Here is a 16,766-nt window from a genome sequence, read left to right on the forward strand (position 1 = left end):
CTCAGTCGACGTGGATGCGCGTCACCACCGACATGCCGGGGCGGAGCTGGGCGACCAGCTTCTGGCCGGGTTCAAATTCGATCCGCACCGGAATGCGCTGTACGACTTTGGTGAAGTTGCCGGTCGCATTGTCGGGCGGCAGCAGCGCAAAGGTCGAGCCGCTGGCCGGCGACAAGCGCGCGACATGCCCCTGCAGCACTTCACCCGGGAAGGTGTCGACGCGGATGTCGACCTTCTGTCCCGGCTGCACGCGCGTCAGTTGGGTTTCTTTGTAGTTGGCGGTGACGAACACGTTGGGCAGCGGCACGACCGACACGAGGTTGGTGCCGACATTGACGTAGTCGCCCTCATGCACCTGCCGTTCGCCGACGACGCCGTCGAACGGTGCGGTCACGCGGGTGTAGCGCAACCGCAGCTCGGCATTGACGCGCAGCGCCTGCGCCGCGCGTAGTTGCGTCGTCAGCTGTGCTTCTTGCCCGTTCAACACGTCGAGCTGCCGGCGTTGCGCCTCGATCGTGCGTTCGATCGCGGCGACGTCGGCCAGCGATTTTTCATGCTGCGCGACCGCCAGTTCGACTTTCTGCCGCGTGCCCGCCAGGCCGCCTGCGATCAGTGAATTCTGTCGTTCCAGCTCCTGCCGCGTCTGGACCTCGCTGGCATGCGCGGCGGCGCGTTGCGCTTCGGCTTGTGCGACGACGGCGCGTTGCAGTGCTTTCTGGTTGTCGAGATTTTCGATCGTCGCAACCGCGCCCGCGACGCTGGCGTCGGCCTGCGCCAAGGCAGCTTCATATTCGGCCGAGTCGATTTCGAGCAGCAGCTCGCCCGCTTTGACGGTTTGATAGTCCTGCACCGGAATGCGGTTGATGTTGCCTGCAACGCGCGCCGACAGCCGCGTCGTGTCAGACTTCACCACCGCGTCGTCGGTGACTTGCGTCGACGACGCACCCTGCCAACGCACCCAGCGCGCCGAGGCCAACACGACGAGGAGCAGCACCAACGCTAAGGCGCTGAGCGGCACTGCAAGACGTTTCCAGGTTGACGGGGGTGGCGGCGGTGCGGGCGCCGGAGCAACGGGTGCTTGCGATTGCGCGTCGGCCATCTGTCCCCTCGGCTTGGTTCAGCGAAAGGATCGTGCAGCGATCGGGCGGAGCAAGTCGAGAAGGATCCGCTCGTCCTTTGTATCGGAAGGCTACGGCGATCAGGCTGCGAGTTCGGCGAGGACTTTGCGCGCGGCGGCGGCCGGATCGGCGGCCTGGGTCAGTGGACGGCCGATCACGAGATGATCGGCGCCGAGCGCAATCGCTTGGGCGGGAGTCAGCACGCGTTTCTGATCGCCGGCATCGGCAGCCCAGGCGGGACGGATGCCAGGCACCATCAGGATTGGCGCGCGGCCGATCGTGGCGCGCAACGTTGCTGCATCGGTCGGCGCGCAGATGAAACCGTCGAGCTCCGCATGCAAACCGGTGCGTGCCAGACGCACGACCTGATCCAGCACCGGTGCTTTTTGTCCGACCGCGTCGAGATCGCTGTCGTCGAGACTGGTCAACACGGTGACGCCCAGAATTTTTGTGCGCGATCCGCGCGCCGCCTTCATCGCAGCAGTCAGCATTGCGGGGCCGCCGCTGCTGTGGACGGTCAGAAAATCGGGCTCGAGCGTTTCGATCGCGCTCGCGACTGCGCCTTCGACGGTGGCGGGAATGTCGTGCAGCTTGAGATCGAGGAACAACGGTGCGCCCGCCGGACGCGCGCGCTCAACGCCAGCCGCACCATGCGCGACAAAGAATTCGAGACCGAATTTCAGGCCGACGCCGGCCGCTGCAAGCTGGGCTGCAAGTTCGGTCGCGCGATCCAGATCGCGCACGTCGATCGCGGCGAAGACTTTCGGTAGCGCGGTCATCGCGCGATGCAGCCATAGCGCACGGAATCGATCGCGAGACGCTGCGCGTCGGCGGCTGCCGGTTCGGAGTCGAGCAGGTTTGGATTCATCATCAGGTCCGCCGCGAGAATCTGCATGCGCGCGTTGATGCGCGGACAAGGATCATGCACGCAACCGCTGCTGAGGAATGGCAGCATCGCGAGCGCCACCGCCAGACCTACTCGGCGAGAACCGGCGGCACCGGCACGTCGACCGGCGCGGTTTCGAAGGTGGTCGCGGTGATCTCGGTCAGGCGGCGTTCCGCTTCGGCCGCGCGCAGCTTGGCCAAGGTCAATTCGTGTTCGAGTTCCTGCAAGCGCTTGGCCTGCACGCGCGTTTCGCGGCGGCGTTTGCGGTCGGCAACCCAGGTCACGATCGAGCCCAGTACGAAGCCCATGAACAAGGTGATCAAGGTCAGCAGATACAGCCGCACCGTCAGGTCGTAGGGCAGCGGAAAGAGATGCAAGGTCACTGAGTCGAGGTTCGACACCGCGAACAGCACGACGACGACCACGATCGGCGCGGTCAGGATCCACAGCAAAGGCCGGGCAGAGATTTTCATGGGGCCGCCAAAGGAACGGTCGAAGCAGGGTCATCAATGGCACAACGCGCCGGAGGCCGTGGCGGTGCCGTGCGCACGCGTAAACTCAGTCGTGTTCGTGATCGACGCCGCCGTTGAGGCGTTCGCGCAGCTGCTTGCCCGTCTTGAAGAACGGGACGGCTTTCTCGGCCACGGGCACGGCTTCGCCGGTGCGCGGGTTGCGACCGGTCCGCGCCTCGCGCTCCTTCACCGAGAAGGCGCCGAACCCACGCAACTCGACGCGATCGCCGCGCGCCAACGCACGCGTGATCTCGTCGAAGATGGTTGAGACGATGCGCTCGACGTCGCGCTGGAACAGATGTGGGTTCCGCGCCGCCAGACGAGCGATCAGCTCCGACTTGGTCATCCAATCCCCCGAAAGGTCCCGCTCTTTAACGTCTTGGCGGATGCGGGCGACCCTGGCCGAAGGCGGCGCCTTCCGTCAAGGCACAGCGCATTGGGATCGCACGGCTTTTCGGTTCTGTGGCGGGCCTGCACCGGGCCACATTGGCAAAAGAAAAGGCCGCTGCCCTTGGTAGGGCAGCGGCCTCGATCTTCAGCAGAAGGGGCGAGGATTACTCGTCAGCCTTCTTCTTCTTCAGCGCGGCACCAAGGATGTCGCCCAGCGAAGCACCCGAGTCGGACGAACCGAACTCGGCCATCGCGGCCTTGTCCTCTTCGTCTTCGCGCGCCTTGATCGACAGGTTCAGGCGGCGGGCCGCCCGATCCAGCATGGTGATCTTGGCGTCGACCTTTTCGCCAATGGCGAAACGGTCCGCGCGCTGTTCCGAACGTTCACGCGACAGTTCGGCACGACGGATGAAGCCCGGCAGCGAACCGTTGACCGAAACCTCGATACCGCCATCGGTGATCGCGGTGACCTGGCAGGTCACGACGGCACCCTTCTTCAGGCCGCTCATCGCTTCTTCGTGTGGGTCGCCCGTCAGCTGCTTGATGCCAAGCGAGATGCGCTCTTTCTCGACGTCGACTTCGAGCACCTTCACTTTGACCTTCTCGCCCTTCTTGAACTTGGCGAGAGCGGCTTCGCCCTCTTCGTCCCACGACAGGTCCGAGAGGTGCACCATGCCGTCGATGTCGCCCGGCAGGCCGACGAACAGACCGAATTCGGTCGAGTTCTTCACTTCGCCTTCGAGCTCCGTGCCGGTCGGGTTCGCCGCAGCGAAACCTTCCCACGGATTTTCCATCGTCTGCTTCAAGCCGAGCGAGATGCGACGCTTGTTGGAATCGACGTCCAGGACCTTCACTTCGACTTCTTGCGAGGTCGACACGATCTTGCCCGGATGGACGTTCTTCTTCGTCCACGACATTTCCGACACGTGCACCAGGCCTTCGATGCCCGGCTCCAGTTCCACGAACGCGCCGTAGTCGGTGATGTTGGTCACGCGACCCTTGAAGTTGGCACCGATCGGGAACTTGGCGGCGACGCCTTCCCACGGATCGGCTTCCAGCTGCTTCATGCCGAGCGAGATGCGCTGGGTTTCCGGGTTGAAGCGGATGACCTGGACCTTCACGGTCTGGCCGATCTGCAGCGCTTCCGACGGATGGTTCACACGGCGCCACGCGATGTCGGTGACGTGCAGCAGACCGTCGACGCCGCCGAGATCAACGAACGCACCGTAGTCAGTGATGTTCTTGACCACGCCCGAAAGGATCTGACCTTCCTTGAGCGCTGCGACGAGTTCGCTGCGCGCTTCGGCGCGGCTTTCTTCGAGCACGGCGCGACGCGACACGACGATGTTGCCGCGCGCACGATCCATTTTCAGGATCTGGAACGGTTGCGGCGTGCCGAGCAGCGGCGTCACATCGCGCACCGGGCGGATGTCGACCTGGCTGCCGGGCAAGAACGCAACGGCGCCGTTGAGGTCGACGGTGAAGCCGCCCTTCACGCGGCCGAAGATCACGCCGGTCACGCGCTCTTGCTTCTGGAAGGCGCGATCGAGCGCCAGCCAGCTTTCTTCGCGCTTGGCCTTTTCGCGGCTCAGCATGGCGTCGCCGTTGCGATCTTCCATGCGCTCCACGAACACTTCGACGACGTCGCCGACCTTCACCTCGGGCGCTTGGCCCGGGGCTGCGAATTCACGCAGCGGAACGCGACCTTCGCTCTTCAGACCGACGTCGACGACAGCGAAGTCGTTATCGATCGAAACGACGGTGCCGCGAACGACAGTGCCTTCGAACGATTCACGTTCGCCGAGCGACTCTTCGAGAAGAGCTGCAAAACTTTCACGACCGCTGTCGCGGACCGCGGCTTGTGCCTGTGCCATTTGGAAAAACTTTCTGGTCGATCCCAGTCGGATCTACCGGTGCCGGTGGCGCTGTCCCGCAGGAGCAAAGCGACTACAGCCGGCTGGGGCTGGAGGTTGCACAGAGTTCGGATCGCGTCAGGCGCTGGCCGAACCCATCCCCAAAGAACCACCTGACTTTTGCTGGATGAGATCCAGCGCTTTGGCCAGGGCCTGATCGGCGTCGAGCGCCGACGTATCCAGCATCAAGGCGTCTTCAGCAGGTCGAAGCGGGGCTACCGCTCGCTGGCTGTCGCGCGCGTCTCGTTGCTGCAGGTCTTCGAGAACGGCGGCATACGTAGTCGCCAAGCCCCGGGAAAGCAACTCCGACAAGCGTCTTTGGGCCCGAATCCCGACGTCGGCGGTCACGAAAAGCTTCACCGGGGCGGACGGACAGACAACAGTCCCAACGTCCCGCCCATCCAGCACCGCGCCCTTGCCGCCCGGGGGCCGTTCGGCGAAGCCGCGCTGATACGCCAGCAAGGCCGCCCGGACCGCGGGAATCGCGGCCACTTTCGAGGCGCCCTGGGCGATTTCATCGCCGCGCAGGCGCGGGTCGCCCAGCATTCGCAGGTTCAAAATTGTTGCCGCCTGGGCCGGGTCGAGGCCGCGATCCAGCACCGACAAGGCCACCGCGCGATAGAGCAGCCCGGTATCGAGCCAGTCGAAGCCGAGATGCTCGGCCACACGCCGCGCCAAGGTGCCTTTGCCGCTGGCGGCGGGCCCGTCGATTGCGATCGGCGTGGCAGGTTTCCGCCCGCTCGCGGGCGTAAGTTTTTCCGTCACGAGATCGAACCGCCGAGACGGTTCATCAGCGCGACAAAATCGGGAAACGAGGTTGCGATCGCGGCTGCGTCATCGACCGCGATCGGTTGCGCCGACACTTGGCCCAACACCAGAAAGCTCATCGCGATCCGGTGATCGAAGGCAGTCGCAACGGTGGTACCGCCCGCCGGCGGACGTCCGTCGCCGGTGATCGACAACCAGTCGTCGCCCGATTCAACGCGCACGCCGCACGCAGCCAGTCCGTTTGCGATCATCGCCAGACGATCGCTTTCCTTGACGCGCAATTCGGCAAGCCCGCGCATCGTCGTCGTGCCGCGCGCGCAAGCAGCAGCAACCGCAAGGATCGGATATTCGTCGATCATCGACGGTGCACGCGACGCCGGCACGTCGACCGCTTTGAGTTCGCTGGCGCGCACGACGAGATCGGCGACCGGTTCGCCGCCTTCTTCGCGTTCGTTTTCAAAGCGCAGATCGGCGCCCATTTCGCGCAGCGTTTCATAGAGGCCGGTGCGGCGCGGATTGGTGCCGACATCCGGCAATTTGATCTCGCTACCTTCGATCAACAGCGCGGCGACGCAGGGAAACGCGGCGCTCGACGGATCGGCGGGCACGCGGATCGGATCTTTCGGCGCGATCAATTCCGGACGGCCGACGACGGTCGCTTGCAGCTTGCCGTTGCCGATATCTTCGACGCGCATGTCGGCGCCGAAATGACCCAGCATGCGTTCGGTGTGATCGCGCGTCGGTTCGCGTTCGATGACGCTGGTTGCGCCCGGCGCGTTGAGACCGGCCAACAGGACCGCCGATTTCACCTGCGCCGACGCGACCGGGAGTTCGTAGACCAACGGCACCGGCAACACCGCGCCTTCGATCGTCAGCGGTAGCTTGTTGCCGTCGCGCGCGGTGAATTTGGCGCCCATGCGCGACAGCGGCTCGATCACGCGGCCCATCGGCCGTTTCACCAGCGACGCGTCGCCGGTCATGGTCGCGCTCAATTCATGTGTGGCGAGCAGTCCCAGCAGCAGACGGGCCGCCGTCCCGCTATTGCCCATATCGAGCACCTGGTCGGGAGCAGCGAGGCCGCCCAGCCCGACGCCATCGATCTGCCAACGGCCGGGGCCGAGCTGTTCGACCCGGGCGCCGAGCAGGCGGCAAGCTGCCGCGGTCGCCAGCACGTCGTCGCCTTCGAGCAGGCCTTCGACCTGCGTGCGGCCGACCGCCACGGCCCCGAGCATGACGGAGCGGTGCGAGATCGACTTGTCCCCGGCAACGCGGGCAAGGCCCGTAAGCGGCCGTGCGCGGGACCCGGTGAGCTTGATCGGCTTTTGTGTGGACACGGGTGGCTTCTACAGGCCCTTTCCCTTTTGACAAGGCGGGAGGGTGCGTGGCAAAGGACCCGCCCTCGCCGTTTCGGCCAGGAATCCAGGGAGTTTCGTGCGGTGGTCAAACCGGAATGGGGCATCAAGCGCATCTGCCCGAACTGCGGCACGCGCTATTACGACTTCCGCAAGTCGCCGCCAGTCTGCCCGGCTTGCAGCACCGTCTATGATCCCGACGCGCTGTTGAAGTCGCGCCGCGTTCGTTCGGGCTCGGTCGAAGAAGTGCGCAAACCGGCGAAGGTCGCCGCGGTCGAGGACATCGAGGAAATCGTGCCCGATGCCGACGATCCGGATGCGCCTGACGCGGATACCGCCGACGACGACACGTTGATCGAAGCCGACGACGACGATGTGGACGGCGATCTGGCGACCGAAGTCGAAGTCGAAGAATCGGACGACGAACGCTAACGCGGTCGGGACTTGAACTGCGCGGGAGCCACGACTAGGTTCCCGCGCTCGTCGCCAGCGCACCCCACGCGCGGCGGCATGATGGGGCCATAGCTCAGCTGGGAGAGCGCTTGCATGGCATGCAAGAGGTCGGCGGTTCGATCCCGCCTGGCTCCACCACCCTTCGCGCTGCGCGCTTCGGGTGGCAGGCCACCCTCGCAACGCGAAGGGTGTCCTCCGAAGCCTCGGCGTAGGAGGACTGGTTGAGCCGCACGCTCCTCTTCTTTTTTCTGCTCCTGACGATTTCACCGGCGCGCGCCGAGCCGCGTCTGCAGATCATCCTGGTCGGCGATTCGACCATGGCGCCCAACACGGGCTACGGCGAAGCGCTGTGCGCGTCGTTCAGCGACGAGATTGATTGCCGCAACCGCGCTCGCGGCGGCCGCAGCACGTCGAGCTTTCGCGCCGAAGGTTTGTGGGACGAGGTGCTGGCGATTGTGCGCGCCTCACACCTGCCGAGCTACGTGCTGATTCAGTTCGGTCACAACGACCAGCCCGGCAAGCCCGGCCGTTCGACCGATCTCGCAACCGAGTTTCCCGCCAATCTCGAACGCTATGTCGCCGAGCTGCGCGCAGCCGGCGGCACGCCCGTACTGGTGACGCCGCTGGTGCGAAGGCAATTCACCGATTTCAAATTGCGCAACGACTTGGCCGCATGGGCCGACGCGACGCGCGCGGTTGCTGCGCACACGCAAACGACCTTGCTCGATCTCAACCGCGCCAGCGAAGACGCAACCAACAAACTGGGTCCGGTCGAGTCGCTGCGTCTGGCGCAAGCGTCGGCGCCCGACAGCGTCACCGCTGCGGCCAAGACCGGGACGACGATTGAGGCGCCGAAGGTTGCTGGTGGTACCGAGCCGCAAGGCACGCCCAAGGTCGTGTTCGACTACACGCATGTCGGACCCGACGGCGCCCGCTTCTACGCGCGGATCATGCGCGACGCGTTGGTGCAGGCTCTGCCCGTTCTGCGTCCGTATTTGCGCGCGCAATGACGACGCCAGCGCGCGCCGAACCGCGTTTGCAGCTGTTCCTGGTCGGCGATTCGACCATGGCGGCCGATACAGGGTACGGCGCGGCATTGTTCGCTTGCTTCGGCGACGAAGTCGTCTGTTACAACCGCGCCTATGAAGCGCGCAGCACGCTGAGCTATCGCGCCGACGGCTTGTGGGACGACGTCTTGCAGCTCGTGCGCGCTTCACCCCTACCGAGCTATGTGCTGATTCAGTTTGGTCACAACGATGCGCCCGGCCACCCTGGCCGCTCGACCGATCTCGTCACCGAATTTCCCGCCAATCTCGAACGCTATGTCGCCGAGTTGCGCGCCGCCGGCGGAACGCCGGTGCTCGTGACGCCGCTCGTGCGCCGGCACTTTACCAACTTCCGTGTACGCAACGAGCTGGCGCCATGGGCCGCGGCGACACGTGCCGTCGCCGCCCGCACGCAGACGGCGCTGCTTGATCTCAACACGCTCAGCGAAGCGGTGACGAACGGGCTCGGTCCGTTCGAGTCGCTGCGGCTGGCGCTGGACGAGGCGCCGGACAACGTGGTCGCTGCGGCCAAAACCGGCACCACCATCTACCCGTTCGACTACACGCATCTCGGCCCTGAAGGCGCGACGTTCTATGCGAACATCGTTCGCGAAGAGCTGGTGCGGCTGCTGCCGGTGCTGCGTCCGTATTTGCGTTCGTAAGGCAACGCGCGCGCATCGCCTTTCTTTCGGTGCGCGGAACAGTCCGTTGCCGTTCAAAGCGTCTGGCGCAATCGCACGCGGCCGGCGAAACTAGCGCCCATGCGCACGCTCCTCACCGCTGCCATTTGCGCGGCCACCCTGTCCAGCTCCGCCCTTGCCGTTGCCGCCGAAGATCCCGCCGCCGTCGCGCGTGATTTTCAAACGCGCGCATCGAATGGCGGCCTCGCCTTTGAAATTGTCCGCTCGCTGACCACCGAAGTTGGCGCGCGTCCGCTGGGCTCGCCCGGCGACGCCGCCGCAGTCGCGTGGGGCGAGCGCAAATTGAAAGAGCTCGGCTTCGTCAATGTGCGGCGCGAAGAAGTGAAAGTGCCGTCTGCCTGGCAGCGCATCAGCGACCGGGCCGAACTGGTAGGCGTAACGCGTCAAACCTTGCGCGTCGCCGCACTGGGCGACAGCCCGTCAACACCCGACAAGGGCATCGAAGCTGAGGTCGTTCGCTTCCCGACGCTCGCCGCGCTGGAAGCTTCGGCCCCGGGCTCGCTGACCGGCAAGATCGCGTTCGTCGATGTCCATACACGCCGTACGAAAAACGGCACCGGCTACGGCGAAGCAGTCGGGATGCGTACGCGCGCAGCTCCGTTGGCGAAAGAACGCGGCGCGATTGCAGCCGTGATCCGTTCGGTCGGCACCGACTCGCATCGGTTTCCGCACACGGGAACTGCGTCGTGGCGCGCCGATTTCCCGACCATTCCGGTTGCTGCCTTGTCCAATCCCGACGCCGACCAGCTGAGCCGCGCGTTGGAACGCGGGCCGGCGAAACTGTTCCTCGATCTGCGCAGCACCAGCGCGCCAGCAACCGCCTACAACGTCGTCGGCGAAATTCCGGGCGACGGATCGAGTGACGAGATCGTTCTGCTCGGCGCCCATCTCGACAGTTGGGATCTCGGCACCGGCGCAATCGATGACGGCGCCGGCATCGGCATCACCGTGTCGGCGGCCAAGGCGATTGCCGAACGCGGCAAGACCAAACGCACCATCCGCGTCGTGATGTTCGCGGGCGAAGAAATCGGCATCAAAGGCGCGACCGCCTACGCCGAAGCGCACAAGGACGAGCTGGTGAAACACGTCGCCGCGATGGAAGCCGATTTCGGGTCCGGTCCGGTCTACCGGGTCACGCCGGATGCGAGCTTCCCGGCAGCGTTGCAGACCAGCCTCCGCACCGGACTGGCTGCGTTGAAAGTCGATGCCGGCGACGGCAAAGCGGAGGTCGGTCCCGATCTGGGCCCGATCAATCGCGCCGGCGTACCGACGATCGGCCTCGCGCTCGACGGCACCGATTATTTCGACGTGCACCACACCGAAGACGACACGCTCGACAAAGTCGACGCGACGGCGATCGCGCAATCCAGCGCCGCCTACGCGACGGCGGCGTGGCTCGCAGCGACGCATCCGGAGTCGCTGAAACGTGGATCGAAGTGAGTTCGAAGCCGCGCTGACAGCGGACACACCACCGCAAGGCTGGTCACGTCCGCTGCAAGCGCTGTGGCATGCGGCGCGTGGCGATTGGACCGCGGCGCACGAGCTGGCGCAGGCGGGCGACGACCAGGCGCATGCCTGGGTGCACGCGCATCTGCATCGGATCGAAGGTGATATGTCGAATGCGCGCTACTGGTACGGGCGTGCGAAACAACCGGCCGCGGACGGCACGTTCGATGACGAACGCGCCGCAATGGTCGCGAAGCTCTAACCCTTCCGCTTCTTCCAGAGCGTTTCGAGCTCTTTGATCTTGGCGTCGACCGCCAGTTTGGTTTCGGCCTTGGCGGCGCGTTCCAGCGCGCCCGGCACTTGGCCCAACTGCGCGCGCAACTCGGCCAGCTCTTGCGCCATGGCTTCGACCTGACCCGCCAAGGTCGCATTCACCTGCCGCAACCGGTCTTGCTCTTCAACCAGCCGTGCGATCGCACCGACCCATTCGACAAAGCGTGCGCCGAGTTCCGGCGTTTCTTCTTGTTCGCTCATGCTGCGTGCATCTCGGTCCAGCCTTGCCATTTCGCGCGGGCCTGCCGCGTCTTCTCCAACGAACGTTCGATCCGTGCGCCGATCGTTTCAACCCGATCGACATTGACACGCAAGACCTCGCTCCACCGTTCCAGCATCGTATCGACCAGCGGCGTCAGCTCTTCGCCGGTCAAACCAGCCTCTGCAGTCAGGCCGGCTGCGACCCGCACCGAGGCGCATTCCAAGGTCAGCGCCGTGTCGCGTTCCAGCTCGAACAGACGCACATGTTGCTCGGTGATGCGCGCCAGCTCGTCGCGGCGCGGCGGTGGCAGCGGATCCATCGCGCCGCGCACGCGCGCCAGCGCCGCCAATGCGGCATCGTCAGCCGCGCGCCGTGCCGCGAATGCGTCGCCCAACGCGCGCGCCAGCGCCAGCGCGGTGGCTGCGGTCGTCTGATCCTGAAACCGCTCGCTGACATGTTGGGCGGCACCCGCGAAACGCGTGGTGCGCTCGGCATCGGCGACGAACGCACGCTTGGCGTCGACCACAGCCGCGTCGCGTGCACGTGGATCGCGCATGGCGGCGACAAAGCGCGCGGCCAGCGCCGCATCCATCGCAGGCGCTTGGGCCAGCAGCGCGGCCAGCGGTGCTTCGAGCGTCACCTCAGCGCGCCTCTTAACGCGTGGGCGGCGGCGCGGGGTCGGTCCAGCGCATGCCGAGCTGGTCGAACAGAAAGCCCAGCATGTCGGCTTGCTGATCGATCTTCTCGCTCAACGCGCTGCCGATGCCGTGACCGGAATTGGCGCTGGTGCGCAGCAAGATCGGCTGGTTCGACTTGGTTGCCGCCTGAATCGCGCCGGTGAATTTGCGCGACTGCATCGGGTTCACGCGACCGTCATTGGCTCCGGTCATGAGCAGCATCGCGGGATAGTTCGTATCGGGCTTGATGCGATGGTACGGCGAATAGGCGTAGAGCGCCTTGAACTGTTCCTTGTTTTTCACCGAACCGAATTCCGTGACGTTGAATTCGCCGTTCGGATCCAGCTCGACGCGCAGCATGTCGTAAATGCCGACCGACGAAATGACGGCGCGCGCCAGATCGGGATGCTGCGTCACGGTCGCACCCATCAACAGGCCGCCGTTCGAACCGCCCATTAGCGCCAGCTTGTCGGATCGCGTATAACCGCGCGCGATCAGATGCTGCGCGGCGGCGTAGAAATCGTCGAACACGTTCTGCTTCTTCAGCAGATTGCCTTCGAGGTGCCATTTCTCGCCGTACTCGGCGCCGCCGCGAATATTGGCAATCGCATAAACGCCGCCGCCGTCGAGCAGAAGGCGCGTGCGCGGGCCGGCGAAATACGGCTCCTGGTTCACGCCGTAACCGCCATAGCCGTACAGCAAGGCCGGATTGGTGCCGTCGAGCTTGATGCCCTTCTTGCGGATGATGTTGACCGGAATTTTGGTGCCGTCTTTCGAGGTCGCGAATTCGCGCACCACTTCGGCATCGTCGAACGTCACCGGGCTGGTAACGGCAAGCTTAGTCTCGTCCGCTTTGCCCGTCGACGCACGCCAGCGCACGTAATAGCGCGGACGCAGATAGGTCGAGACCGCATAGAGAACGTCGCCGGAGGCCAACGGCTCGATATCATCGACACCGGCAATCTCGGGCACCGGCAGAACGCCCTTGGCGTTGCCGTCATGGTCGAACACGCGCACCTGGCTCGGACCGCCGATAATGTCGTGCACGAACAAACGGTCTTTGGTCAGCGCCAGTGACTTTGCCGCTTCGTTGGTAACGATGGCGACGTTGCTTTCGGCGACGATCACTTTCGCGTTCTTCAACGACGGTTTGTCGAGCGACAGTTTCAGCACCTTGCCCATCGGCGCGCTTTGACGGCTGATGGCGTAGATCGCGTTGTCGCCGCCGATCGATGCGGCAACGACCCGGTCTTCAAACCTGGCGAAGCGGACCGGTTCGGCGCCGCGCTTCAGCAGCCAATGTTCCCACTCGCCGCCATCGCCCTTCTGCACCGAGGCCAGCACCGTGTCGGCAGCAGCGCGATTGTCGAGCACGATTTCCGCGACGCGTGGCAATCCCTGCTTGGCACCCAGCACGACGACGTCTTTCTTCCAGTCGTCGCCGAGTTTGTGGAAATAGGCCTGCTGGTGGAAATGCCGCTCGCTTTCGGGACGTTCGTCGCCGGGAAAGCGCGTGTACCAGAAGCCGGTGCCGTCGCGCGTCCAGGCGGCGCTGCCGCCCGCGGTCGGATATTGCACGCGCGGAATCGGCGCTTCGATTTCTTTGCCGCTGACGACGTCATAGACATGCAGCGTTCCGTCTTCGCTGCCGCCCTGGCTGAGCGACACCGCGATCTTGCTGCCGTCGGGTGACGGCACGAACCAATCGATCGCGTAGCCGCCTTTGACGTCGAGCACGTTCGGATCCAGCACGACGCGGCGGCTGTCGGGATCGGCATTCTCGTTCAGCACCACCAGCATCGGCTGTTGCTTGGGCGGATCGTTGAACATCGCGAACACGACGCCCGGACGCGGATCGAGCGCGTAGAAGGCGCTCGATGTCTGTGTGATCAGTTGCGTCAGTTTCGACTTGATACCGGCGCGTGTCGGCAGCGCGTCGAGATAGGAGCGCGCGCGTGCATTCTGCGCGTCGCTCCATGCTTTGACTTTGGGGTCGTCGGCATTTTCCAGCCAACGATATGGGTCGGCGACGGTCACGCCCTGGATTGTGTCGGTAACGCCGACCGTCGCGGTCGGCGGCGCGCTTTGATCGGCGGCAAACGCGGCCAACGGCGCAGCGATGCAGGTGGCAAAGGCGAGAACGGGCAGACGCATGACAACCTCCGAAGACCAGTTCGAAGGTAGAGAAGCCTTGTTACCCAGAAAAGGGCGCGCGACGTCCGATCGCGGCAAGTTGCGCGCGCGGGCTCCAATCGGCTGGCGGTTGTTGTGCGCCGCGCCATTGCATCCCTTCGGCGATCCAGACCGCACGCCAGCGCGCGTAACTCCAATGACGATCCTCGTCATCGACGCCAAACTGAAAGCCGCAGCACGGGCAGAGCTCGAGCGAGCCGTGTCCGCTTGTGTCTTTTGGTGACGAAGTGAGACTTGGAAAGCCGCAAACCGGGCACGTGAAATTCATTTCAACTGCCCAGGTTGACGGTCGAAATAATGCGGGTCGCGCGCCACGAACAAGGTGCGAATGCCGCCGTCACGATTGTAGGCGCCGAACAGGCGCGTCGCAGGATCGTAAGCGCGCATTGTGCCGTCGCGCGCCACTTTCAATGGAATCTCACCGCGTTCTGCGCGCTGCAGCAATCGCGCCGCGAGCTGCACATATTCGCGCGGGCTGCGCGCACCGACTTCTTCGCCATGTTTGGCAAAGTGTTCGGGCAGGCTGTCCGGCCGCGCCCAATAGGCGTCGCTGGCTGCAGCCGGCGTCGCAAGCAACAACAGCGCAAGCAGCAACGCGCGCATCATTTCGCAGCCCGCTTCAACGGTTGGGCGAGATCGCCCTTGTTGCCGATCGTGATCTTTTCCAGCCCGATCCAATCCGCTAGCGCGCGCAGCTCGGCCAGCAACGCGGATGCAACGACCGCAACGTCAATCCCGGCTTCGCCCCAGGCGCCGTGCACGCGCAGCGTACCGTGCGCGCGGTCGGATTTGACGTCGACGCGCGCGACCAACCGGTCGCGCAACAGAAACGGCAGCACGTAATAGCCGTGCGTGCGCTTGTGCGCCGGCACGTAGATTTCGATCCGGTAGCGAAAGCCGAACATGCGCTCGGTGCGGTCGCGCTCCCACACCAGCGGATCGAACGGCGCCAACAGCGCCGCGCCATTGACGCGTTTCGGCCGCGCCGCCAACGGATCGAGATAAGCTGCGTCGCGCCAGCCTTCGACGGCCACTTTCTGCAACGCGCCGTCTTCGACGAGCTGCGCCACGGCGCGTTTGGAATCCTCCGGGTTCAAACGAAAATAGTCGCGCAGGTCGCGTTCGGTTGCGATGCCGAACGAACTGGCCGCGCGCTGCACCAAGACGCGATGCGCTTCGTCTTCGCGCGGCGTCGGCAGATTCAAGATTGCGGCTGGCAGGACACGTTCCGGCAGATCGTAGACGCGTTCGAACCCGCGACGCGTCGCTGTGGTGATCTCGCCGGCCCAGAACAGGAATTCCAGCGCGCGTTTGCTTTCGTCCCAGCCCCACCACCCGCCGCTGCGTTTGGTGGCGGATTCGATTTCGCCGGCCGAAATCGGGCCGCGTGCGCGCACTTCGTCGAGCGCGCGTTTGACGATCTTCTTGTTTTCCAGCCCGAACTTGGCGAGCCCGCTATACATATCCTGCCCGCGCGACGCGCGCGCCATGCGCCAGCGCAGCAGCGGCTGCAAGTCCAGCGGTAGCAGCGACGCTTCGTGGCCCCAATATTCGAACAGGCTGCGGTCGCGTTTCGGGCCCCAAGCGGCGCGGTCGAGAATTTCCGTCGGATACGGCCCAAGACGCGCAAAGAGCGGCAGATAGTGCGCCCGTGCGACGACGCTGACCGAGTCGATCTGCAACAACTGCGTGCGCGCCAGCACGCGCATCAAATGGCGGCGGTCGAGACGGCCGCTGGGACGCGCCGCCGCAAGTCCTTGCGCTGCGACCGCGATGCGACGAGCCTCATTGGCGGAGATACGGTCGAGAATCGGCGGAGGGGCTGACATCTGCAGCGCCGGAGCCTGCGGGCGGGCGTCGCGGCACGCAACCTTGAACCGCTGCTTGGGCGACCATATTTCTTGAAGCAGGTGTCGCCTCCAGGAGGGTCATCTGCCCGTGTTGCTCGCTCGAGATCGAGGAGGCACTTCGAGATGACGACCCGCTTGTCGCTACTGAACCACCCGCTGGTGCTTGGCTTCGATCACATCGAGCGCACGCTCGATCGCATCGCCAAATCAGCGACCGATGGCTACCCGCCCTACAATATCGAACAGGTCGGCGAAGACCGGCTGCGCATCACCATCGCGGTCGCAGGCTTCGCGGAACGCGACTTGGCGGTGCAAATCGAAGACAGCCAGCTCGTCGTGCGCGGCAAGCAGCTGGACGAGCCAAGCCGCGTCTATCTGCATCGCGGCATCGCCGCGCGGCAGTTCCAGCGCAGCTTTGTTCTGGCAGAAGGAATTGAAGTAACTGGCGCCGCCTTGGCCGATGGTTTGCTTCACATCGACCTGTCGCGACCGGTGCCCGACAGCCGGGTACGAACAGTCGAGATCAAAAAGGCGACTTCGCGTGTTGAAGGAAATGCAGCCACGATCGACGTGCCCAAAAGCGGACACGGTACTGAGCGAGCCTCTTAAGCGCTGAACCCAGGCGGGATCGGCAGGAGTACGAAAGATGACTGATACGCACACCAGATTGTTGCAGAAGCGGTTCACCGACCGCGACTGGCTCGCCTTCGGCGTAAACGAGGTCGCCTATGTGCGTCCGCTGACGGTCGACGGTGAACATGTCTACGCCATCCATGGCGCGGACGGCGCACAGCTCGCCGTCGTGCCATCGGCGGAGATCGCGTGGGCCGCGATGCAGCAGCACGAACTGGAACCGGTCAGCCTGCACTGAATACGAAAAGGGCGGCCAAATGGCCGCCCTTTGATGTTCTGAGATAGATCGATCG

General features: G+C 64.8%; 20 protein-coding genes and 1 tRNA gene. 8 read left to right on the forward strand and 13 right to left on the reverse strand.

Translation table 11 applies throughout. The annotated features are described in order from the left end of the window. Nucleotide 1: 1 nt before the first annotated feature. The 8 genes from TMPK1_RS11185 to aroA all read right to left on the reverse strand — a co-directional run bounded on the left by TMPK1_RS11185 (nucleotide 2) and on the right by aroA (nucleotide 6,921). Nucleotides 2–1,099, reverse strand: a complete 1,098-nt coding sequence (locus TMPK1_RS11185; protein ID WP_420243090.1) for an HlyD family secretion protein — start codon at nucleotides 1,097–1,099, stop codon at nucleotides 2–4. Between the two features lie 99 nt (nucleotides 1,100–1,198). After that, a complete protein-coding gene (gene pyrF / locus TMPK1_RS11190; protein WP_420243091.1) occupies nucleotides 1,199–1,897 on the reverse strand; it encodes an orotidine-5'-phosphate decarboxylase in 699 nt (232 codons plus the stop codon). Continuing rightward, complete coding sequence (locus TMPK1_RS11195; protein ID WP_420243092.1) at nucleotides 1,894–2,073, reverse strand: hypothetical protein; 180 nt, start codon at nucleotides 2,071–2,073, stop codon at nucleotides 1,894–1,896. Before TMPK1_RS11195 ends, pyrF begins: the two co-directional genes overlap by 4 nt. A 20-nt stretch (nucleotides 2,074–2,093) precedes the next feature. Continuing rightward, nucleotides 2,094–2,477: a lipopolysaccharide assembly protein LapA domain-containing protein gene (locus TMPK1_RS11200; protein WP_420243093.1), complete on the reverse strand. Its 384-nt coding sequence runs from the start codon at nucleotides 2,475–2,477 to the stop codon at nucleotides 2,094–2,096. Between the two features lie 85 nt (nucleotides 2,478–2,562). Next, entirely contained in the window at nucleotides 2,563–2,862 is a 300-nt protein-coding gene (gene ihfB / locus TMPK1_RS11205) for an integration host factor subunit beta (protein ID WP_420243094.1), read from the reverse strand. A 208-nt stretch (nucleotides 2,863–3,070) separates the two neighbouring features. After that, entirely contained in the window at nucleotides 3,071–4,780 is a 1,710-nt protein-coding gene (gene rpsA / locus TMPK1_RS11210) for a 30S ribosomal protein S1 (protein WP_420243095.1), read from the reverse strand. Between the two features lie 117 nt (nucleotides 4,781–4,897). After that, a complete protein-coding gene (locus TMPK1_RS11215) occupies nucleotides 4,898–5,584 on the reverse strand; it encodes a (d)CMP kinase (RefSeq protein WP_420243096.1) in 687 nt (228 codons plus the stop codon). Beyond that, on the reverse strand, nucleotides 5,581–6,921 hold the full coding sequence (gene aroA / locus TMPK1_RS11220; RefSeq protein ID WP_420243097.1) for a 3-phosphoshikimate 1-carboxyvinyltransferase: 1,341 nt from the start codon (nucleotides 6,919–6,921) through the stop codon (nucleotides 5,581–5,583). Before aroA ends, TMPK1_RS11215 begins: the two co-directional genes overlap by 4 nt. A gap of 102 nt (nucleotides 6,922–7,023) precedes the next feature. Here aroA and TMPK1_RS11225 point away from each other — a divergent pair, with 102 nt between their 5' ends. From TMPK1_RS11225 to TMPK1_RS11250, 6 genes are all read left to right on the forward strand, one after another. Continuing rightward, entirely contained in the window at nucleotides 7,024–7,371 is a 348-nt protein-coding gene (locus tag TMPK1_RS11225) for a TIGR02300 family protein (RefSeq protein WP_420243098.1), read from the forward strand. A gap of 83 nt (nucleotides 7,372–7,454) precedes the next feature. After that, a tRNA-Ala gene (locus TMPK1_RS11230) sits at nucleotides 7,455–7,530 on the forward strand. Between the two features lie 83 nt (nucleotides 7,531–7,613). Beyond that, a complete protein-coding gene (locus TMPK1_RS11235) occupies nucleotides 7,614–8,402 on the forward strand; it encodes a rhamnogalacturonan acetylesterase (RefSeq protein ID WP_420243099.1) in 789 nt (262 codons plus the stop codon). Next, nucleotides 8,399–9,100, forward strand: a complete 702-nt coding sequence (locus TMPK1_RS11240) for a GDSL-type esterase/lipase family protein (protein ID WP_420243100.1) — start codon at nucleotides 8,399–8,401, stop codon at nucleotides 9,098–9,100. Before TMPK1_RS11235 ends, TMPK1_RS11240 begins: the two co-directional genes overlap by 4 nt. Before the next feature lie 99 nt (nucleotides 9,101–9,199). Continuing rightward, nucleotides 9,200–10,579, forward strand: coding sequence for a M20/M25/M40 family metallo-hydrolase (locus TMPK1_RS11245; RefSeq protein WP_420243101.1), 1,380 nt, complete (start codon nucleotides 9,200–9,202; stop codon nucleotides 10,577–10,579). Beyond that, a complete protein-coding gene (locus TMPK1_RS11250) occupies nucleotides 10,566–10,847 on the forward strand; it encodes a hypothetical protein (protein ID WP_420243102.1) in 282 nt (93 codons plus the stop codon). The genes TMPK1_RS11245 and TMPK1_RS11250 overlap by 14 nt, the downstream gene beginning before the upstream one ends. On the opposite strand, the gene TMPK1_RS11255 is transcribed toward TMPK1_RS11250, so the two are convergent. The 5 genes from TMPK1_RS11255 to TMPK1_RS11275 all read right to left on the reverse strand — a co-directional run bounded on the left by TMPK1_RS11255 (nucleotide 10,844) and on the right by TMPK1_RS11275 (nucleotide 15,819). Beyond that, the gene (locus tag TMPK1_RS11255; protein WP_420243103.1) at nucleotides 10,844–11,119 is read right to left on the reverse strand and encodes a hypothetical protein; all 276 of its coding nucleotides are present in this window, start codon (nucleotides 11,117–11,119) and stop codon (nucleotides 10,844–10,846) included. The genes TMPK1_RS11250 and TMPK1_RS11255 overlap by 4 nt on opposite strands. Beyond that, entirely contained in the window at nucleotides 11,116–11,760 is a 645-nt protein-coding gene (locus tag TMPK1_RS11260) for a hypothetical protein (protein WP_420243104.1), read from the reverse strand. Before TMPK1_RS11260 ends, TMPK1_RS11255 begins: the two co-directional genes overlap by 4 nt. 13 nt (nucleotides 11,761–11,773) lie before the next feature. Continuing rightward, the gene (locus TMPK1_RS11265) at nucleotides 11,774–13,951 is read right to left on the reverse strand and encodes a prolyl oligopeptidase family serine peptidase (RefSeq protein ID WP_420243105.1); all 2,178 of its coding nucleotides are present in this window, start codon (nucleotides 13,949–13,951) and stop codon (nucleotides 11,774–11,776) included. Between the two features lie 303 nt (nucleotides 13,952–14,254). Continuing rightward, on the reverse strand, nucleotides 14,255–14,596 hold the full coding sequence (locus TMPK1_RS11270; protein ID WP_420243106.1) for a hypothetical protein: 342 nt from the start codon (nucleotides 14,594–14,596) through the stop codon (nucleotides 14,255–14,257). Then, nucleotides 14,593–15,819 carry a winged helix-turn-helix domain-containing protein gene (locus TMPK1_RS11275; RefSeq protein WP_420243107.1) on the reverse strand — a complete coding sequence of 409 codons (1,227 nt, stop codon included), beginning with the start codon at nucleotides 15,817–15,819 and terminating at the stop codon, nucleotides 14,593–14,595. Before TMPK1_RS11275 ends, TMPK1_RS11270 begins: the two co-directional genes overlap by 4 nt. A 144-nt stretch (nucleotides 15,820–15,963) precedes the next feature. Between TMPK1_RS11275 and TMPK1_RS11280 the strand changes: the two genes are divergently transcribed. After that, complete coding sequence (locus TMPK1_RS11280; protein WP_420243108.1) at nucleotides 15,964–16,449, forward strand: Hsp20 family protein; 486 nt, start codon at nucleotides 15,964–15,966, stop codon at nucleotides 16,447–16,449. Between the two features lie 37 nt (nucleotides 16,450–16,486). Beyond that, entirely contained in the window at nucleotides 16,487–16,711 is a 225-nt protein-coding gene (locus TMPK1_RS11285) for a DUF1150 family protein (RefSeq protein ID WP_420243109.1), read from the forward strand. Nucleotides 16,712–16,766: the final 55 nt, after the last annotated feature.

This window comes from Roseiterribacter gracilis (assembly GCA_018332375.1).
In the GTDB taxonomy this organism is placed as follows: domain Bacteria; phylum Pseudomonadota; class Alphaproteobacteria; order BOG-932; family Roseiterribacteraceae; genus Roseiterribacter; species Roseiterribacter gracilis.